Source organism: Quyinboa sediminis, from assembly GCF_042219855.1.
Lineage (GTDB): Bacteria > Bacteroidota > Bacteroidia > Bacteroidales > UBA5342 > JBHJHP01.
In genome coordinates, this window is record NZ_JBHJHP010000008.1 from 152,867 (window position 1) to 173,354 (window position 20,488).

Here is a 20,488-nt window from a genome sequence, read left to right on the forward strand (position 1 = left end):
ACGTATTTTATTATTATTACTACCTTTTTTATACAAAGATATTGCCAGATAATCAGCCACATTCGACAGTTATTTTTACTTTAAGTTTTTCATTTTCTCTTTTTGTTAATGGTTTATTGAGTTTAGTTGCAGCGTATACAGTTGATTATAACATGTCGAATTACGTAATGGTAGGGATATTTGTTATAATAATGTTCGTAAATTATTTGGTATTCTATAGAACAGGAAAAGGGAAACAGTTAGTGAAAGAAAAACCTAAGTTTTTCAATAATCACAAATTGTCAATATTATTTACTCTAATATTTTTCTTAATCACAACTTCATACCTTTTCTGGGGACCAATTCTTATAAAGTATATATTAGCTAAATGAAACAAAAAAGCCAGAGAAATTGGGCTTTTTTACTTTATGGAGCAGCAATGTTTTTATTAAAGAAGTTTTAAATATTCTCTTGGTAAGGAGAGTTTTAATCATTTTAAAAACAATATTTTTTTCTTCTTGGTAGAGTTCCTACGTTGGGCGTAGTCTTTAACTACGTCCCGGTTCGGCGTAGTTGCTAAGCTCATAGCCTTTAGCCTACGCCAAACTTTAGCATAAAAAAGAGACCGGAATAAATCCGGCCTCAGTCCTAAAAACTAATAGTTAATATTGAGATTTCAGGGGCGAAAAATCTTTACTTATAATCGTTCCAGCTTTTAATCGCAATATCAGCCTCACTCATTTTACAGAATGAATAGATAAAGGCGCTTGCCAGACGGGCATTGGTGATCAACGGAATGTTGAAGTCGATGGCGCTGCGACGAATGTAATAGCCGTTGTTCAATTCTCCCTGTGTCAGGTTCTTTGGAATATTTACCACCAGGTCGATTTTCTTTTCACGGATATATTCCAGTGTATTCGGATGTTTGTCCGGTTCATCCGGCCAGTGCAGGTGCGTTGATTCCACCCCGTTTTCTTCAAAGAAACGGTGCGTTCCCGCGGTGGCAAAAATATTGTACCCTTTTTGTTTCAGCATCCTTGCACTCTCCAGTAATTCCAGTTTTGAACGTGCAGGTCCCGACGAAATAAGGATGTTCTTTTTTGGAATATTATAACCTACTGACAGCATAGCCTGCAGAATCGCTTCGTAATAGTTTTCCCCGATACAGCCAACCTCTCCGGTTGAAGACATGTCAACACCCAGAACCGGGTCAGCCTTTAACAGACGTGTAAAGGAGAACTGTGGTGCTTTGATCCCAACATAATCAAGGTCGAATGCACTTTTGGATGGTTTCTCCACATCCTGTCCCAGCATCACTTTGGTCGCCAGTTCAACAAGATTCACCTTTAATACTTTGGATACAAACGGGAAGCTTCGTGAAGCCCTCAGGTTACATTCGATAACTTTAATATCGTTATCTTTTGCCAGCAGCTGCATGTTAAACGGTCCGGTTATATCCAGTGCTTTTGCAATGCTGCGTGAGATTTTCTTAATTCTGCGAATGGTCTCGATATACAGTTTCTGTGGTGGGAACACGATGGTTGCATCACCGGAGTGAACACCAGCAAATTCCACATGCTCTGAAATGGCATAGGCGACAACTTCACCATTTTTAGCAACCGCATCAATTTCGATTTCCTTGGCCTGTTCAATAAATTCAGATACCACCACCGGATACTGTTTGGATACATTGGCTGCCAGGGTCAGGAAATCAGCGAGCTCATCACGGTTAGATACCACGTTCATGGCGGCACCAGAAAGAACATACGAAGGCCTTACCAGGACAGGGAAGCCAACCTCGTCCACAAATTTGAAAATATCGTCGATGCTGGTCAGCTCCTTCCACCTTGGCTGATCGATGCCCAGTTCATCAAGCATAGCAGAAAACTTCTGGCGGTTCTCAGCATTATCAATTTTCACAGCCGAAGTCCCCATGATCGGCACATTCTGGTTGTGAAGCCTCATGGCAAGGTTGTTCGGAATCTGGCCACCTACAGAAACGATGACGCCTTTCGGAACTTCCAGATCGTAAACGTCCAGTACGCGTTCGAATGACAGTTCATCAAAATAAAGCCGGTCACACACATCGTAGTCTGTACTTACCGTTTCAGGGTTATAGTTGATCATGATGCTTCTGTGTCCCTCATCATGAATGGTTTTAATCGCTGTCACGCTACACCAGTCGAATTCCACCGAACTACCAATTCGATATGCTCCTGAGCCCAAAACGATAACAGATTTGTCATCATTGTAAAATTCAATATCATGTGAACCGGCCGAGTAGGTCAGATACAGATAGTTTGTCTGAGCCGGATACTCTCCGGCTAACGTATCAATTTGTTTGACAAACGGAGTAATGCCCCGGGATTTTCTGTATTTCCTAACCGTAATCTGATCGTCAGCTATTTTATCTGAAGAACTGTTCAGTACTTCTCTGGCCAGCTGAAAATCGGAATAACCCAACTGTTTCGCTCTGAGCAGGAGTTGGTCGGATACATCCTCAATTTTTTTAAATCCGTTCAGTTCCTTTTTTAGTTCTGTGATATTCTGAAGTTTCTGTAGAAACCAGTGATCAATCTTTGTCAGTGCATGAATCTGTTCCAGGGTATACCCGTCCTGTAATGCTTCAGATATGGCAAAAATACGTTGATCTGTTGGCTCGGATAGCTCTTTTTCAACGTCATCGGTAAAAAATTTCTGGTTCGAAACAAAGCCGTGCATGCCTTGTCCCACCATGCGTAATCCCTTTTGTATTGCTTCCTCAAAAGTACGGCCAATAGCCATAATTTCACCCACACTCTTCATGCTGGATCCAATCTGTTTTGAAACACCTGAAAATTTATTCAGGTCCCAGCGTGGAATTTTACAGACAATATAATCCAGTGCCGGTTCAAAACACGCTGTTGTTGTTTTGGTTACCGAGTTTTTGAGTTCATGCAGACCGTATCCCAGACCCAGTTTCGCTGCCACAAAAGCCAGTGGATATCCGGTGGCTTTTGATGCCAGTGCAGAAGACCGGCTCAAACGGGCATTGACCTCGATTACGCGGTAATCTTCAGAATTCGGATCAAGTGCATACTGTACGTTACATTCACCAACAATTCCGATATCGCGGATGATTTTTATAGCAATCTCCCGCAGTTTATGATATTCACTGTTTGTAAGGGTTTGCGATGGTGCCACAACAATGCTTTCACCCGTATGTATGCCAAGCGGGTCAAAGTTTTCCATGTTACATACGGTGATACAGTTATCATACTGATCACGCACCACCTCATATTCAACTTCCTTCCAGCCTTTCAGTGACTCTTCAACCAGAACCTGAGGTGAATATGCAAATGCTGTCTGGGTTAGTTTGTAAAGCTCATCATCGTTTTTGCAAAAACCGCTGCCCAGTCCGCCCAGCGCATATGCTGCTCTGACAATTAACGGATAGCCAATTGTTTTGGCTGCTTCCATGGCTTCAGCAACGTTGTAACAGGGAATACTTACCGGGGTTTTAATGTCTATTTTACGTAAATTATCGGCAAATATTTTACGGTCCTCCGTATCGATGATGGCTTGAACCGGTGTTCCTAAAACCCGGACATTATACTTTTCAAGGATGCCTCCTTCATAGAGTTTTACACCGCAGTTCAGCGCTGTCTGGCCACCGAATGCGAGCAGTATCCCATCAGGATTTTCTTTTTTTATAACTTGTTCAACGAAATATGGGGTAACGGGTAGAAAATAGACTTTGTCGGCTATGTGTTCTGAGGTTTGTACTGTAGCAATATTCGGGTTGACCAAAACTGTGTAAATTCCTTCTTCCCTTAATGCTTTTAATGCTTGTGACCCGGAATAATCAAATTCGCCGGCTTCTCCGATTTTTAAGGCTCCGGATCCAAGAATAACTACTTTTTTGGTTTCCTCTAACAGTTGATTTCCCATGAATGAATTTTGTTTTTTGGATGATAAAATAGTGAGTTTGGAACCCACTGATTTCTGAGTTTTTAACGCTTTAAAAAACCTGCCGCAAAAATATAAAAATATTTGCAAAAATATTGGCTGGTTTTAAAATAAATGAATAATTTTGCAACGATTTTGAATATTTATTCAATTATTGTGAAGCAGAAAACAGAGCGGTTATTAGCGATAAGGGAAGTCATTCTGGAGAATAAGGTTAACAACCAGGACGAACTTCTGAAACTCGTGCAGCGTAAGGGTTTTGATTTAACCCAGGCCACGCTTTCACGGGATCTGAAGCAGCTGAAAGTCGCCAAGGTTCCGCTTCCGGAAGGTGAATATGTGTATACCATTCCGGGAGTTAAGAACATTTCTGATGAAGCAGGAAACCGGTTTATGGCACAGGGATGGCTTTCGATAGAGTTTTCCGGAAATATGGCCGTTATTAAAACCAAGCCAGGATTCGCCAATGGCATAGCTTCCATCATTGATTTGCGTGGTGCATACGAAATCTTAGGAACGATTGCCGGTGACGATACGATTCTGGTTATTCTAAAGGAGGGGTTTTCCAGGTCGAGTGTGATGACGGTTTTTTCGCTTCTGTTTCCAGGGATTAGTTAATTAGAGGTTTTACTTAGCTTTTGGAGTTATATATATGAAACCCGTTGAAGTAAAAGTGGCAAGTGATGAGCATCTGGTATTTGTCGACGATATATTGTCGACAATTGCAGCTGCAGCAAAGGTAAGAGGGACAGGTATTGCCAAGCGATCTCCGGATTATATTGCTGATAAAATCAGGGAGGGAAAGGCGATTATTGCCCTTCATGAAAATAAATTTGTTGGGTTCTGTTACATTGAAACGTGGCAGGGTAAAAAGTTTGTGGCCAATTCAGGTTTGATTGTGGCGGATGATTATCGCGGACAGGGAATAGCTACAAAAATAAAGCAAAAGGCATTTCAGTTATCGCGTGACAAATTTCCGAATTCAAAGTTATTCGGATTGACGACCGGTCTGGCGGTGATGAAAATAAATTCGGAACTCGGATACAAACCTGTAACATTTTCTGAGTTAACTGAAGATGATTCGTTTTGGAAAGGTTGTGAAAGTTGCGTAAATTACGATATACTTTTAAGAACGAATCGCCGTCATTGTTTGTGTACTGCCATGTTATTCGATCCTACAAAGGATGTGAAACCGGTTAAGGTGGAGGAAACAGTGCAAAAGTCAAGAGAACGGTGGCAAAAATTTAAGGAACAATTAAAAAAGAAAGCAAAAAACACGGGAATTTTTTCCCTGTTTTAAATTCGGATTTTAAAAATGAAGGAAAAAGTTCTATTAGCGTTCAGTGGAGGTTTGGATACCTCGTTTTGTGCAAAGTATCTTTCAGTCGATAAGGGTCTGGAAGTGTATACTGCGGTTGCCAATACGGGTGGATTTTCAAAAGAAGAGCTGGCCGTTATTGAGGAAAAAGCTTATAAACTGGGTTCAGTAAAGCATGTGGCACTGGATGTGACGGATCAGTATTACAATAACAGTATCCGTTACATGGTTTACGGAAACGTACTGCGTAACGGCACCTATCCCATTTCTGTGAGCTCAGAACGCATTTTTCAGGCGATTGCCATAATTGAATATGCAAAACAAATTAAGGCAGATTATGTGGCGCACGGAAGCACAGGTGCCGGGAATGATCAGGTAAGATTTGACCTGACTTTTGATGTGTTGGCTCCCGAAATAAAGATTCTGACACCAACAAGGGACATGACCCTTACGCGGGAATACGAGATTAACTATCTGAAAGAACATGGTGTAGTAGCCGACTGGACAAAGATGGAGTATTCCATCAATAAAGGTCTCTGGGGAACCAGTATCGGAGGGAAGGAAACCCTGACATCTGAAAAAACACTTCCGGAATCAGCTTATCCTACACCGATGACCAAAAGTGGTGAAGGAGAGTTGGTGATCACCTTTGACAAAGGTGAAGTAAAAGGTGTAAACGGAACCAAATTTGAAAACCCGGTAGATGCCATTCGTAAGATAGAGGAACTGGCAGGTCCCTGGGGTGTTGGCCGCGATATGCACATTGGCGATACGATTATTGGAATTAAAGGAAGGGTAGGATTTGAAGCTGCCGCTCCGATATTAATTATAAAAGCACATCAGATGCTTGAAAAGCATACGCTTTCCAAGTGGCAACAATACTGGAAAGACCAGATTGGAAACTGGTACGGTATGTTTTTACACGAATCGCAGTACCTGGAACCATCCATGCGCGACATGGAAGCTTTCCTGGAAAGCACACAGAAACATGTTAGCGGTGATGTAATTGTTAAGTTACGCCCTTACAACTATGTGCTTGTAGGTGTGAAATCTGATTTTGATTTGATGAAATCTGAATTCGGAGAGTACGGCGAAGTAAATAAAGCCTGGAGCGCTGATGATGTTAAAGGGTTTACAAAAATTCTCGGTAATCAGATGAAGATCTACCAGAGCGTTGTAAAGAAAAACAGTTAATTGATGATCAGAACGGGAATTATAGGAGGTGCCGGATATACTGCCGGAGAATTAATACGGATTTTGATGTATCATCCTGATGCAGAGATCGTATTTATTCATAGCAACAGTAATGCGGGAAATCCTGTAACTAATGTTCACACTGACCTTCTTGGGGAAACGGAACAAACATTTACAGACGAGCTGAACCTTGATTCAGTCGATGTAATCTTTCTTTGCATGGGGCATGGAGCATCGAAGACATTTGTGGAATCTCACGAGATTCCGGAGCATGTAAAGATTATTGATTTAAGCCATGATTACAGGCTTAAAGGCGATCACGACTTCGTGTACGGATTGCCGGAATTACAAAAGGAGGAAATAGTAAATGCAAAACACATTGCTAATCCGGGGTGTTTTGCTACTGCTATTCAACTGGCTTTGTTACCGCTGGCAGCTCATTTAATGCTGACCACAGATGTGCATGTTCATGCCGTTACAGGGTCTACAGGAGCAGGACAAAAGCCAACCTCCACCTCACATTTTAGCTGGCGAAGCGGCAATATTTCAGTCTATAAGGCTTTCGGACATCAACATCTGGATGAAATAAACCAATCTTTGATTCAGTTGCAAAGCAGCTTTAATAAAGACCTGAATTTTGTTCCGGTCCGTGGTAATTTTACCCGGGGGATTCTTGCTTCTGCTTATACGACAATTAAGTCAGATCTGGAAGATGTTGTATCTTTGTATAAATCGTATTACAAAGATCATCCTTTTGTAATTGTAACGGATAAAAATCCTGATGTGAAACAGGTTGTGAATACCAACAAATGCTTGTTGTATTTACAGAAATACGGAGATAAACTGCATGTGGTAAGCATAATTGACAACCTTGTGAAAGGGGCTTCCGGGCAGGCAGTTCAGAATATGAATTTAATGTATGGATTGGAGGAGACCACCGGTCTATGGTTAAAAGCGACGGCTTTCTAGCATATCTTTAGTTGTTAGTTTTTCATTTGACTTGTGTTTGTTTAGTGTGTTTCTTGTAAATTGGGTTTTTAGTTGTTTATATACCCAAAAAATGCTTAAAAGTCAGCGCGGTCTTCTTCAATCTTTTTTACAATATCAGCAGGTTGTTTCATAGTTTATGAAGCAACTTGTTTTTTTAAACTTACAGCAATGAATCTTTTTGATGTATATCCTCTGTTTGACATTGAGCCTGTTAAAGCCAAAGATGTCTATGTGTTTGATAAGGAAGGAAAGCAGTATCTCGATTTGTACGGCGGGCATGCCGTCATTTCTATAGGTCATTCGCATCCGCATTATATCGGTTTGATCACAAAGCAACTGAACGATATAGGCTTTTATTCCAATTCCGTACAAAACCGGTTGCAGTCTGAATTGGCTCAAAAATTAGGGGAACAGTCAGGATATGAGGATTATACACTTTTTTTATGTAACTCGGGAGCTGAGGCCAACGAGAATGCACTAAAGCTTGCATCATTTCATACCGGACGGAAAAAAGTGATTGCCTTTAAAAAAGGGTTTCATGGACGTACTTCTGCAGCTGTTGCAGTAACGGATAATCCTGGCATTATAGCGCCGATCAATGATACGCATGAAAGGATGTTGTTTGAACTCAACGATATTGATTCTGTGGTTGCGGAACTGGAAAAAGGTGATGTGGCCGCCGTAATCATTGAGGGTATTCAGGGCATTGGCGGGATTAATGAACCGTATCCCGAATTTCTGGTCAACCTTCAGAATGCCTGCCATAAAAACGGAGCTGTTTTGATTTTAGATGAGATCCAATCCGGTTACGGGCGAAGCGGGAAATTTTTCGCCCACCAGTACAGTCCGGTTCAACCCGATATTATCACCATTGCAAAGGGGATGGGAAATGGATTTCCGGTCGGCGGTGTGTTGATCAGTCCGGAATTTGAGGCCAGGTATGGCATGCTTGGAACCACATTTGGCGGGAATCATCTGGCATGTGCAGCGTCTATTGCAGTATTGGATGTGATAAAAGATGAGATGCTGGTGGAGAATAGTTTTGAAGTTGGAACTTACCTGATCAATGAACTGAAATCCATAGACGGAATTAAGGAAGTGCGCGGTAAAGGATTAATGATTGGAATTGAGTTTGAAGAGGAAATCAAAGCCATCAGACAGAAACTTTTATTCGAAAATCATATCTTTACAGGTGTTTCAGGCAAACACATCATCAGGCTTTTGCCCCCACTGACTTTAAAAAAGGAACATGCAGATTATTTTCTGGATGCCTTTAAAGGAATTATTGTTTAAAAGAGCTAAAATTTCACATCATGATATTTAACAGAGTTGCCATTTTAGGTTCAGGAAACCTTGGCTTTTCCATCGCTCAGGGATTGGAATCCGCTGGATTATTTGAAAAAACTTCCATATCACTGGCCGAAAAAAATGCACACCGAAAAGCTTCAATTGAAGCCATGGGATATACGATCACGGAAGATTCAGCTGTGGCTGTTGAGAATTGCGATTTGATCATTCTGGTCGTAAAGCCCTGGCAGGTTGATGATTTGATTCATGAGATCAGGGATGTGATTGATCCTGAAAAGCAGGTTGTTGCTTCGTGTGTAACAGGGGTTACATCCAGTCATATCTACAAAGCACTGGATAAAACATTGCCTTTTTTCAGGGTGATGCCAAATACCGGTATTGCCGTTCAGGAATCGATGACCTGTATTTCGTCATTCAATGCCAGCAAGGAGCAGATCGCTTCAATCGATAAGCTGTTCAGTTCACTGGGACAGGTTATCTTTATCCCTGAAGAACAGATGCCTGCTGCAACTGCCATAGCTGGTTGCGGTATTGCCTTTGCCTTGCGTTTTATCAGGGCCGCTATTCAGGGAGGTGTGGAGATTGGTTTTGGTGCCGATGATGCCAAATTAATGGCGGCTCAGATCGTGAAGGGAGCAGCTGAACTGATACTTGAAAACAATTCTCACCCCGAAAGTGAAATTGATAAGGTTACAACACCTAAGGGTGTAACCATAACAGGTCTGAATGAAATGGAACATGCCGGTTTCAGCTCATCCATCATCAGGGGAATACTGGCATCATACCATAAGATTGAAGTCAATAAATAAAATGTTTAAACGGATTGCCATAAAAGTTGGATCCAATGTGCTGGCCGGTGGAAACGGAACTCTGAATAAAGAGGTGATGGCCCAGTTGGTATACCAGATTGCTCACCTGAGAAAAAGAGGGGTTGATGTTATCCTGGTTTCATCAGGTGCGGTGGCTGCGGGTAAAGGGGTTATCGGGAATCTTTCTAATGGCGATATCGTGTCACAACGACAAATATGGTCGTCTGTCGGACAGGTAAACCTCATAAACAGTTATTCATCACTTCTGGATATTTACCAGTTAAAATGTGCACAGATCCTGGTGACCAAAGAGGATTTTCGCGACCGGCTTCATTATTTAAACCTCAGAAACTGTATTACAAGTCTTTTGGATCATGGTATTATTCCTATCATCAATGAAAATGATGCGATTTCTGTTACTGAGCTGATGTTTACAGATAATGATGAGCTGTCCGGGTTAATAAGCTCTATGACGGATGTTGAGGCATTATTTATACTGAGCAATATCGATGGTATTTACAATGGAGATCCAAAGGATTCCGGTTCAAAGGTTATAAGAGAAGTGAAAGCTTCAGATGGAGATCTATCTGAATTTATAACGGTTCAGAAGTCCAGTTTTGGCCGGGGTGGTATGAAGACCAAGTACAATATAGCGCAAAAGGCTGCAAGTCATGGAATTGAGGTTTTTATAGCAAATGGACTGAAAGAACATATCATTCTAGATATTGTTGATCAGAAACAGGACGCCGTATTTACGCATTTTAATGGTGTATCCAAGTCGAGTCCGATTAAAAAATGGCTGGCGCATTCCGGTGAATTTACCAAAGGAAAAATCCTGATTAACTCCGGTGCCAGGGAAGCCCTGAAATCCAACCATGCCACAAGTGTACTCCCGGTTGGCATGACCGGTATTGAAGGAAACTTTAAAAAAGGCGATCTGATAGATATTGTTGATGAAACCGGGCAAAAAGTCGGATTGGGTCGCGCTATGTATGGTTCTGATAAAGCTCAGAATGTAATTGGTGTGAAAGGGGAGAAGCCGATTATTCATTATGATTATCTAATATTGACGTAAGTTAAATAGTTGTAATTAATAAGAGATAAGTAGTAAGTTGCAGGCCTACGCTTTTTACCCCTAACCCCCAAGGAGGAACAGCCAGCACACTGTGCATAGAGTTCTCCCCTTCAGGGGAGTCAGAGGGGTGAGTGTTGGGATATGTTATAGACGATTCCCATTCGATTGGAACTGTTTATTTTTAGTATTTAATCCTGATTCTTGCGTCGTGATACCTGATACAGGAATTATGAAATAATTCGTATGCAAAACAAAAAAATATTTGAAGCTGTATTAAAAGCCAGCAGATCATTGCCTTTAATGAGTGAGGCGGAAATTAACCAGGTACTCTTGAAAGTTGCTGATGCTGCTGAGGTGAATAAAGATTTCATCTTAGAAGAAAATAAAAAGGATTTGTCACGGATGGATCCGGAAGTTCCGAAGTATGATCGGTTGTTATTAACTGCTGAAAGAATCGATGGCATTGCAGCTGATATACGCAATGTGTCAAGGCTTAAGTCACCGTTGGGGAAGCAGTTGATGGAGATTGAGCGTCCCAATGGAATGAAAATATCCAAGGTGACAGTGCCTTTTGGCGTAATTGGAATTATATACGAAGCAAGGCCAAATGTGTCGTTCGATGTGTTTTCCCTCTGCTTTAAATCAGGAAATGCCTGTGTGTTGAAAGGTGGAAGTGATGCGGCAGATTCCAATAAGGCCATTGTTAAAGTAATTAAAGATGTTTTGACCGCAGAAGGTGTAAATTCAGACATTCTTCAGCTGCTGCCGCCGGACCGCGAATCGACAGCCGAACTGCTGAATGCACACGGTTATGTGGATCTGCTGATTCCAAGAGGTAGCGCGGGTCTTATCAACTATGTACGCGAAAATGCGACCATCCCGGTTATTGAGACCGGAGCCGGTATCTGCCATACCTATGTGGACAAAGCAGCCAATATTCAAAAAGCAGCCGATATTGTGTTTAATGCGAAGACCCGTCGTCCAAGTGTGTGTAATGCTTTGGACTGCATGGTTATTCATAAGGATAAGCTGGGGGATCTTCCAAAAATTTGCGATCAGTTGAAAAACGAAAAAGTAATTATTTATGCTGATCCGGAAGCCTATTCTGAACTTAAGGGAAGTTATCCGGCAGATTTGCTGAAAGAAGCCACTCCTGAAAGTTTTGGTACTGAATTTTTGTCGCTCAAAATGGCTGTAAAAACGGTCGATTCATTCGAAAATGCGGTTGAATATGTTTCGGATCACACCTCGAAACACAGTGAATGTATCGTGAGTGAAGATCAGGAAGCCATTGAAAGGTATTTGAAGGTGATTGACGCCGGTGCGGTTTATGCCAATGTATCAACAGCTTTTACCGATGGTGCTCAGTTTGGCCTGGGAGCTGAAATAGGGATCAGCACGCAAAAGCTGCATGCACGCGGCCCGATGGCCCTGGAAGAGCTGACGAGTTATAAATGGATTGTGAAGGGAAATGGTCAGGTCAGACCAAAATAGGTTTTATTCTGTAAAGCGTATAAAAAGAAATATCAACAATAAGAGTACTGACGCAACATAATTATTTTGTCTTATATATCTTAAATCTTATATCTTATGTCTTGTGTCTTGGTTCTTATGTAACGTGTCTAAAAAAAGTTGATGCATAGTAAAAAGAAGAATAAAATACTACAGGACAGCAATGGTGAAAGTATTCAGTCTTGATTCTTGTGTCTTGCGTCTTGTATCTAATAAATAAACAATGAAACAATTTACTTCCGTTAAAGATATTGGTAATCTTAAAAGTGCGGTCAAAGAAGCTTTTATAGTCAAAGAAAATCCATACGCCGATGTGAGTCTTGGAAAAAACAAGACCATGGTGTTGTTGTTTTTTAACTCCAGTCTGCGAACCCGTTTAAGCACACAGAAAGCAGCTATGAACCTTGGTATGAATGTGATCGTGCTTGATATTAATCAGGGCGCCTGGAAGCTTGAAACAGAACGGGGCGTGATTATGGATGGCGATAAGCCGGAACATATTCTGGAAGCCATTCCCGTTATAGGAAGCTATTGCGACATTATCGGGGTTCGATCTTTTGCCGGGTTGCAAAACAAGATGGAAGATTACAACGAGGTCATCCTGAGTCAGTTTATTAAATATGCCGGTGTTCCGGTAGTCAGTATGGAATCATCAACCATGCATCCCCTGCAGGCTTTTGCTGATGTTGTGACCATTGAAGAATACAAAAAAATTGAACGGCCTAAAGTCGTTTTATCCTGGGCACCTCATCCAAGAGCGCTTCCACAGGCCGTGGCCAATTCATTTGCCGAATGGACGCAGGCAATGGACTATGATGTGGTGATTACCCATCCGAAAGGGTATGAACTGGCTCCCGAATTTGTTGGGAATGCCAGGGTGGAGTATGATCAGGACAAAGCATTTGAAGGAGCTGATTTTATTTACGGAAAAAACTGGTCAGCCTTTAATGATCAGGATTACGGTAAAATCCTGAGCCAGGATAGGAGCTGGACCATTGACGAACGTAAGATGGCCTTAACCAATGATGCTAAATTTATGCACTGCCTTCCGGTTCGCAGAAATATGATTGTAACAGACGGGGTGATTGAATCGGCCAATTCTATCGTGATCCAGGAAGCGGCTAACCGTGTTGTTTCTGCTCAGACTGTTATCAGAAGAATGTTGCAAAATCTATAAAATGCGTCAGCTTAAATGATGAATTTGTGAAGTTAGGTTCATAAATTTTACTAAATTTGTGAAGTTTGATTCATGAATTTATTAAAATGTACTATTCAAGAAAGCTGAAAGAGATTATTAAAAGTAACCTTTATAAGGGTAAAATAATTGTACTGTTCGGAGCCAGGAGAACAGGAAAAACCACTTTAGTAAAAGAGCTTGTTACAGAATCGGAAGTAAAAGCGGCTTATATAAATTGTGATCTTTTTCAATACAGATCAGTATTGAGTTCAATGGATCATATTTTGTTAAAGGATTTGTTGGGTAATAACAAACTTGTTGTGTTAGATGAAGCGCAACAAATTGAGAATATTGGTCTGACCCTGAAGATAATAGCGGATACCTTTCCTGAAATACAGATTATTGCAACAGGTTCATCAAGTTTTGATTTGTCCAATAAAATATCTGAACCATTAACCGGACGATCGCGAAAATACATGTTAATGCCAATATCCATTGAGGAATTACATGGAGAACACAATCTGGTTGATATCAGGGCTATGCTGTCCTCTTTCTTAAAATTTGGCTTCTATCCTCAGGTTCTGAATGCTTCAGGTGATGAAAAAATTGAAGAAATAAATGAAATATCATCCAATTACCTGTATAAAGATTTATTACAATTTGAAAGTATTAAAAAGCCTGAGCTGATTTTTAATTTGTTAAAAGCCGTGGCATTACAATTAGGATGTGAAAGTTCTCTTAACGAGTTGTCGCAGTTAACAGGGACAAGTGTACATACTGTTAAGCGTTACTTAGATTTGCTTGAAAAGTCATTTGTGATATTCAGGCTGACTTCTTTTAGTCGGAATCTTCGTAAAGAGATTAATAAAAGTCAAAAAATATATTTTTACGATACTGGTGTTCGAAATGCAGTAGTGCAGAATTTTAATAATCCGGAGCTTCGGAATGATATAGGTGGGTTATGGGAAAATTTCTGTATTACAGAGCGGATGAAATACAATCATTATAACAGACGTTTTGTAAATAGTTATTTTTGGAGAACTTATGATCAAAAGGAGATTGATTATATCGAGGAGCAAAACGGAGTATTAACCTGTTTTGAGTTTAAGTACAGTTCTAAGAAAGTAAAAAAGGTTCCAAAGGAGTTTATCGAAACGTATCCTGATTCGACCTTTAAAACAATTACACCAGATAACTTTTATGAATTAATTGAAGTCTGAAAATTATGCTAAAATTCAATTTTTTAAATTGACAATAAACATTGTAATTACTACTCTGAAATATTACCTTAATTCTTTACCTTTGGATGTTTGATTTGATTCTTTTTGAAAAAATACGATATGATGAAGAATAGCCTTGTTGCTGTAAAGTGCCTCAATAACAAAACCCGTAAAAACTATCCGATGGGTACAACACTGATCGATATTTTTCGGGATCAGGATGTAAAGCTGGATAACGAACCGCTTTGTGCATTGGTAAATAATGAAGCCAAGGAGTTGAATTTCAGGGTTTTTAAGCCCAAAACGGTGGAATTTGTGGATTTCACACATCTGGCAGGGCACAGGGCTTTTGTGAGATCAGTGGCCTTTGTTCTGCATAAGGCCGTAAAGGAGTTGTATCCTAAATCCGGGTTACGCATAGAACACGCCGTTTCCAATGGCTATTTCTGTAAGATAAACGGTGAAGTTCAGGAACTGACAGAGGAGATTATCGAAAAGATAAAAAACAGGATGCAGGAAATTGTGGATGCTGACATTCCCTTTGTACGCCATGAGGAAGAGACGGAGAAAGTGTTGAAATTATTCGAAGAGCAGGATCTGTGCGATAAGGTTAAGTTACTGAAAACCCTCGGTTGGGTCTATTCGCCGTATTATACGCTTGAGGATACCGTTGATTATTACTATGGAACCCTGGTTCCGTCCACCGGTTATATTCATAATTTCAGCCTGGTGAAATATCACGATGGGGCTTTGATCCGGATTCCTATGCGAACCAATCCTGATAAGCTGGAGCCTGTGGTGGACATGCCCAAACTAACCGATATTTTTGGGGAATATGCCAAATGGAATGGCGTGATGAAACTGCAGAATGTAGGCGATCTGAACGAGGCGGCTGATAATGGAAAAGTAAGGGATCTGATAAAGGTTGCCGAGGCATTTCATGAGAAAAAGGTGGCGCACATAGCCGATCTTATTGCAGAACGTAAGGATGAGGTGAAGATTATTCTGGTGTCCGGGCCTTCTTCTTCCGGCAAAACAACTTTCAGTAAACGGTTGTCTTTACAGCTTATGGTGGCCGGTATTAATCCGGTTGGACTCTCACTTGATAATTATTTTGTGGACCGGGAAAAAACGCCGCTGGATGAAAACGGACAACTGGATTTTGAATCGCTATATGCTTTAAATCTTGATCTGTTCAACCAGCAGATGCGGGACCTTCTGGATGGCAAAGAAGTGGAATTGCCACAGTTTTCGTTTACGGAAGGGAAATCGTATTTCAGAGGTGATAAAATGAAAATGGAAGCGGATGATGTGCTGATAATTGAAGGTATTCATGGTTTGAACCCTGAGCTAACCCGGTCTATTGATGATAAATTCAAGTTTAAAATCTATGTGTCAGCACTGACCACTATCTCTCTTGACAATCATAACTGGATACCGACTTCTGATAACCGGTTGATCCGGAGAATTATCCGGGATAACAGATACCGGGGATACAGCGCTACCGAAACCATTTCTCGTTGGGAAAGTGTGCGAAGTGGTGAGGATAAATGGATCTATCCCTACCAGGAAAATGCCAATATTATGTTCAACTCGGCTCTTTTATTTGAACTGGCTGTGTTAAAACGCTATGCTGAGCCAATATTGCGCGAAGTGCGCCAGGACAGTCCGCATTATGCCGAAGCGATTCGCTTACTGGACTTTCTACGTTACTTCAAATCCATCCGTGATTCTGAAATTCCACCAACATCGTTAATCCGTGAATTTTTAGGAGGAAGCAGTTTTAGGTATTAATTTCATAAGTGATCTGATGACCCGAAGTCATCAGATCACTAACAGCAAAAACAACATGGGCTAAACTCACGGTTTTCCGTGATTTACTTTTTAAATTATCCTTCATAACTTTAAGGGTGCTGATTTAGGTGCTTAAAATTCATGCTGTTATGAAGAAGCTTCTTATTTTTATTATTATATTAATTTCAGTTGACATTTTCTCGCAGGAATACCACAAATTTATTGAAGATCCCGATAAGTATTGGGATGTTGCACAATTCTCTAATACTAGCATTTGTGAATACGAAAATTTTCCAAAAAGGTTTTTTATTTCAGAAGACACCGTTATTTCTTATAATAAATACAAAAAAGTTTTTTATTTTGATTTTCGGCCTTTTGACTCTAATAATGGTTATTGCCCTCCATTTTTGATTGATACAGTTAAGCAGCAAACCAATTATTTTATACGGGAAGATACCTTAAATAGAAAAGTATTTAAATTAAAAAATGGAATAGAGGTTTTACTATATAATTTTAACTTATCAGTTGGTGATACTATTCTTGACCCAAATAATGATAATACGAAACTAATTATTGATAGCATTAATTACATTATAACATCAGATAATATTAGACGAAAAGCATTTTATTTTAGTGATAAAAATGATTATGGTTTAGTTGGAGAATATATAGAAGGCATTGGAGGTAGTGAGGGACCATTTGAATTTCCAATTGAAATATGGGGTGAAATAGGGATTGGAGTATTATGTATCCATAATGACAACAAAATAATTTATGGGACAAGATGCAATGAAGTAACTCAAAACAATACCTCTTTTTTGAATAATTCACAAGTGAATGTATTCCCAAATCCTGCAACAGATTATATTGCCATTGAAATTGCAGATATTAACTTGTTGGATGGATGTATTGAACTAATTGACATTTCAGGTCATAAAATTGACGTAATAAATATCGGAAATGCTTTAATACAATATAAAACAGATCAGTTGAAATCTGGAATGTATATGCTAAGATTTATTAAGAGTGGTAAAGTCGTTGGTAATAAACCATTTTATAAAAATTAATGAATATGAAAAAGCTATTAATCTATATTTTCATTTTCACCTCGGGGCATCTTTTCTCGCAGGAATACCATCCCTTATTGGACACCAATACAGTTTGGGTCGTGGAATATGATTATTATAATGATATACCTCCAAATACCCATCAAATTAAATATCATTATCAAAAGGATAGCATAATTGGAGATCTTAGATATAAAAATTTTGGTAAAGGTGCATTTGGCCAGGATGTTTTACTAAGAGAAGATACAACTAATAAAAAAGTTTATATTTTAATTGAAAATTTTGGTCTTATTGAAGAATCATTATTATACGATTTTAATGCTAAAAAGGGAGATACTTTAAACATCTTTGAGGCTGGAAATATCTATATTGATTCTGTTGCATATATCACTCTATATAATAATGAAGTTCGAAAAATATTCTATTATTCAGGAGGATTAATGGGTGAGTACTACATCGAAGGAATCGGTACAAATCTTGGTTTCATTGAAACAGCAGAAGCTATCGGCCCACCAGCATTAAATTTAATGTGTGTAAAAAAAAATAACGTAATTCTTTGGGGGTATAGATGCAATGAAGTAACTCAAAATAAGATCAATTTGTTAAAAGATTCCCAAATTAAAGTATATCCAAATCCATCCAAAGGAATACTTAATATTGATGAACTTGATAATTGTGAGGTATATAATCTAATGGGTACACTTTTAATGACTACAAAAGATAAGGTTGTAGATTTAAAGAATTTTGAAAGTGGGATATATTTTTTGAATATTAAGGATGATGCTGGACAGAGCTTTACAAAAAAAGTGGTTCTTGATAGAAAGTGATCGGATGAACTTTAGTCATCCGATCACTTTTACTTTTGCTTTGCCAGTTCCACGGCTGCAATATTCAATTCCTTATACCAGTCTTCACCAAACTTTCGGATCAGGGCATCTTTTACAAACTTATAAATGGGTACACCCAGTTTTTCACCCAGAACCAGTGCCGGCTTACAGATTTCCCACTTATCGTAGTTTACAGCCTGAAAGGTTGGATATTTTTTTACACGCACCGGATATAAATGGCAGGATACAGGCTTTTTAAAATCCGTTTTGCCTTCGTTGTATGCTTTTTCAATGGCGCATTTACAGGTGCCATTTTCATCAAAATATGTAAATACGCACTCTTTGCCCTTAATGATGGACGTGACCAGATCGCCATCTCCATCTATGTAAGATACACCTTGTTTCTTAATCAGTTTTTGGGCTTCAGGCGACAAATCATCCCATATGTCAGGAAGCAGATCTTCAATAATCTGTTTCTCCTCCTGCGTTAGAGGGGCTCCACTGTCTCCTTCTACACAGCAACTGCCGTGACAGGCTGGCAGATCACAGATAAAACGCTTTTCAAACAGATCCAGACTGATGAGTGTATCTCCAATTTGCAGCATATTTACGTCTTCCTTCATAAAATAAAAAAGAGGTGCCTTACGGGAGGCAACCTCTTATATGTTTTAATAATTATTAGCTTAGTCTATCAGACATTTTCCGGTCATTGCAGCAGGTTGCTCGATGCCCATAATTTTGCACAACGATGGTGCCACATCAGCCAGAATACCATTTTTAACCTTTGCATGTTTGTTCTGTGTAACATATACAAATGGAACCGGATTCAAAGAGTGTGCTGTGTTTGGCGAACCATCTTCATTCACAGCATTGTCGGCATTGCCATGGTCGGCAATGATGATTGCTTCGTAATCGTTATTAACCGCTGCATTGATCACATCGTTGGTGCATTCATCCACTGCTTTTACGGCTTTCTCAATGGCTTCGTAAACACCGGTATGACCTACCATATCACCGTTTGCAAAGTTCAGACAGATGAAATCGTACTTTTTGCTGTTCAAAGCATCTACCACATTGTCTCTTACTTCGTAAGCACTCATTTCAGGCTGCAGATCATACGTGGCAACTTTTGGAGAATTGACCAGGATACGGTCTTCGTTTTCAAATGTTGCTTCGCGACCACCCGAGAAGAAGAAGGTAACGTGTGCATATTTTTCAGTCTCGGCAATACGTAGCTGAGCTTTGCCGGCTTTGGATACAATTTCACCAAGTGTTTCGGTTACATTATCCTTATTAAAAAATACTTTAAGACCTTTGAATGTAGCATCGTAAGGGGTCATCGTGCAGAAATATAACGGCAGCGTTTTCATACCATGTTCAGGCATATCCTGCTGAGTCAGCGTAATGGTGAGCTCTTTCGGTCTGTCATTTCTGAAGTTGAAAAATACCACCATGTCTCCTTCTTCAATTTTACCAACCGGATTATTGTTGGCATCAACGGCAACAATCGGTTTGATAAATTCATCAGTCACGCCATCGGCATAACTTTTGGCTATGGCCTCCTGAATGTTTGTGGTAGGTGTTCCTTTGCCATTTACAACAAGGTCGTAGGCTTCTTTAACACGTTCCCATCTTTTATCACGGTCCATTGCATAATAGCGGCCAATTACAGAAGCAATTTTACCGGTTGTAGCAGCTAAATGATCCTCCAGTTGTTTCAGGAATCCCTTACCGCTCTTCGGGTCTGTATCACGACCATCCATAAAACAATGAACGAATGTATCTTTAATGCCATAGTCTTTGGCAATTTCTGTCAGCTTAAACAAATGGTCCATCGAGCTGTGAACACCACCGTCTGAAACCAATCCCATAAAATGAACCTTTTTGTTGTTTTCCTTGGCATAGGTAAATGCCTTTACAACTTCATCGTTCTGTTTAATAGTGTTTTCGCGGCAGGCTTTGTTAATCTTTACAAGATCCTGATAAACTACACGGCCTGCACCAATATTCAGGTGTCCAACCTCAGAGTTCCCCATCTGTCCGTCTGGCAGACCAACATTTTCGCCTGAAGCTAGAAGTTGTGATGTTGGATAAGTACTAATCAGTTTGTCCCAGTTTGGAGTAGGTGTATTGTAAATCACATCACTTTTAGAGTGATTCCCTAATCCCCAGCCATCCAGTATGACCAAAATTGCTTTCTTACTCATTTTATTTTGTTTTATTATTCTCATCTCAAATCGGGCACAAAAATAGTGTTTTCGTGCCAAAAA

General features: G+C 39.9%; 16 protein-coding genes. 13 read left to right on the top strand and 3 right to left on the bottom strand.

What is annotated here, in order from left to right; all coding sequences use genetic code 11:
- Positions 1-672: 672 nt before the first annotated feature.
- Positions 673-3,909 (bottom strand): carbamoyl-phosphate synthase (glutamine-hydrolyzing) large subunit, encoded by a 3,237-nt coding sequence (gene carB / locus ACE1EF_RS17240; RefSeq protein WP_375721941.1) that lies wholly within the window; start codon positions 3,907-3,909, stop codon positions 673-675.
- Between the two features lie 132 nt (positions 3,910-4,041).
- Between carB and ACE1EF_RS17245 the strand changes: the two genes are divergently transcribed.
- From ACE1EF_RS17245 to ACE1EF_RS17305, 13 genes are all read left to right on the top strand, one after another.
- On the top strand, positions 4,042-4,545 hold the full coding sequence (locus ACE1EF_RS17245; protein WP_375721942.1) for an arginine repressor: 504 nt from the start codon (positions 4,042-4,044) through the stop codon (positions 4,543-4,545).
- A gap of 34 nt (positions 4,546-4,579) precedes the next feature.
- Positions 4,580-5,227 carry a GNAT family N-acetyltransferase gene (locus ACE1EF_RS17250; RefSeq protein WP_375721943.1) on the top strand — a complete coding sequence of 216 codons (648 nt, stop codon included), beginning with the start codon at positions 4,580-4,582 and terminating at the stop codon, positions 5,225-5,227.
- Positions 5,228-5,242: 15 nt separating this feature from the next.
- Positions 5,243-6,439 (top strand): argininosuccinate synthase, encoded by a 1,197-nt coding sequence (locus ACE1EF_RS17255; RefSeq protein WP_375721944.1) that lies wholly within the window; start codon positions 5,243-5,245, stop codon positions 6,437-6,439.
- A gap of 3 nt (positions 6,440-6,442) precedes the next feature.
- Complete coding sequence (argC, locus tag ACE1EF_RS17260; RefSeq protein ID WP_375721945.1) at positions 6,443-7,408, top strand: N-acetyl-gamma-glutamyl-phosphate reductase; 966 nt, start codon at positions 6,443-6,445, stop codon at positions 7,406-7,408.
- A gap of 189 nt (positions 7,409-7,597) precedes the next feature.
- Positions 7,598-8,722: an aspartate aminotransferase family protein gene (locus ACE1EF_RS17265; protein ID WP_375721946.1), complete on the top strand. Its 1,125-nt coding sequence runs from the start codon at positions 7,598-7,600 to the stop codon at positions 8,720-8,722.
- Positions 8,723-8,742: 20 nt separating this feature from the next.
- On the top strand, positions 8,743-9,546 hold the full coding sequence (proC, locus tag ACE1EF_RS17270; protein ID WP_375721947.1) for a pyrroline-5-carboxylate reductase: 804 nt from the start codon (positions 8,743-8,745) through the stop codon (positions 9,544-9,546).
- Entirely contained in the window at positions 9,464-10,621 is a 1,158-nt protein-coding gene (proB, locus tag ACE1EF_RS17275; RefSeq protein ID WP_375721948.1) for a glutamate 5-kinase, read from the top strand. Before proC ends, proB begins: the two co-directional genes overlap by 83 nt.
- Positions 10,622-10,864: 243 nt before the next feature.
- Positions 10,865-12,115, top strand: a complete 1,251-nt coding sequence (locus ACE1EF_RS17280) for a glutamate-5-semialdehyde dehydrogenase (protein WP_375721949.1) — start codon at positions 10,865-10,867, stop codon at positions 12,113-12,115.
- A gap of 241 nt (positions 12,116-12,356) precedes the next feature.
- Complete coding sequence (locus ACE1EF_RS17285) at positions 12,357-13,310, top strand: N-acetylornithine carbamoyltransferase (RefSeq protein ID WP_375721950.1); 954 nt, start codon at positions 12,357-12,359, stop codon at positions 13,308-13,310.
- Positions 13,311-13,396: 86 nt separating this feature from the next.
- Positions 13,397-14,530 (top strand): ATP-binding protein, encoded by a 1,134-nt coding sequence (locus ACE1EF_RS17290; RefSeq protein ID WP_375721951.1) that lies wholly within the window; start codon positions 13,397-13,399, stop codon positions 14,528-14,530.
- Between the two features lie 120 nt (positions 14,531-14,650).
- Complete coding sequence (locus ACE1EF_RS17295; RefSeq protein WP_375721952.1) at positions 14,651-16,324, top strand: nucleoside kinase; 1,674 nt, start codon at positions 14,651-14,653, stop codon at positions 16,322-16,324.
- 149 nt (positions 16,325-16,473) lie between these two features.
- Entirely contained in the window at positions 16,474-17,391 is a 918-nt protein-coding gene (locus ACE1EF_RS17300) for a T9SS type A sorting domain-containing protein (protein WP_375721953.1), read from the top strand.
- Positions 17,392-17,396: 5 nt separating this feature from the next.
- Positions 17,397-18,218 carry a T9SS type A sorting domain-containing protein gene (locus ACE1EF_RS17305; RefSeq protein ID WP_375721954.1) on the top strand — a complete coding sequence of 274 codons (822 nt, stop codon included), beginning with the start codon at positions 17,397-17,399 and terminating at the stop codon, positions 18,216-18,218.
- Between the two features lie 29 nt (positions 18,219-18,247).
- Here the strand turns inward: ACE1EF_RS17305 and ACE1EF_RS17310 are convergent, their stop codons facing one another.
- Positions 18,248-18,841, bottom strand: a complete 594-nt coding sequence (locus ACE1EF_RS17310; protein WP_375721955.1) for a DUF3109 family protein — start codon at positions 18,839-18,841, stop codon at positions 18,248-18,250.
- A 60-nt stretch (positions 18,842-18,901) separates the two neighbouring features.
- Positions 18,902-20,425: a 2,3-bisphosphoglycerate-independent phosphoglycerate mutase gene (gpmI, locus tag ACE1EF_RS17315; RefSeq protein ID WP_375721956.1), complete on the bottom strand. Its 1,524-nt coding sequence runs from the start codon at positions 20,423-20,425 to the stop codon at positions 18,902-18,904.
- Positions 20,426-20,488 lie beyond the last annotated feature (63 nt).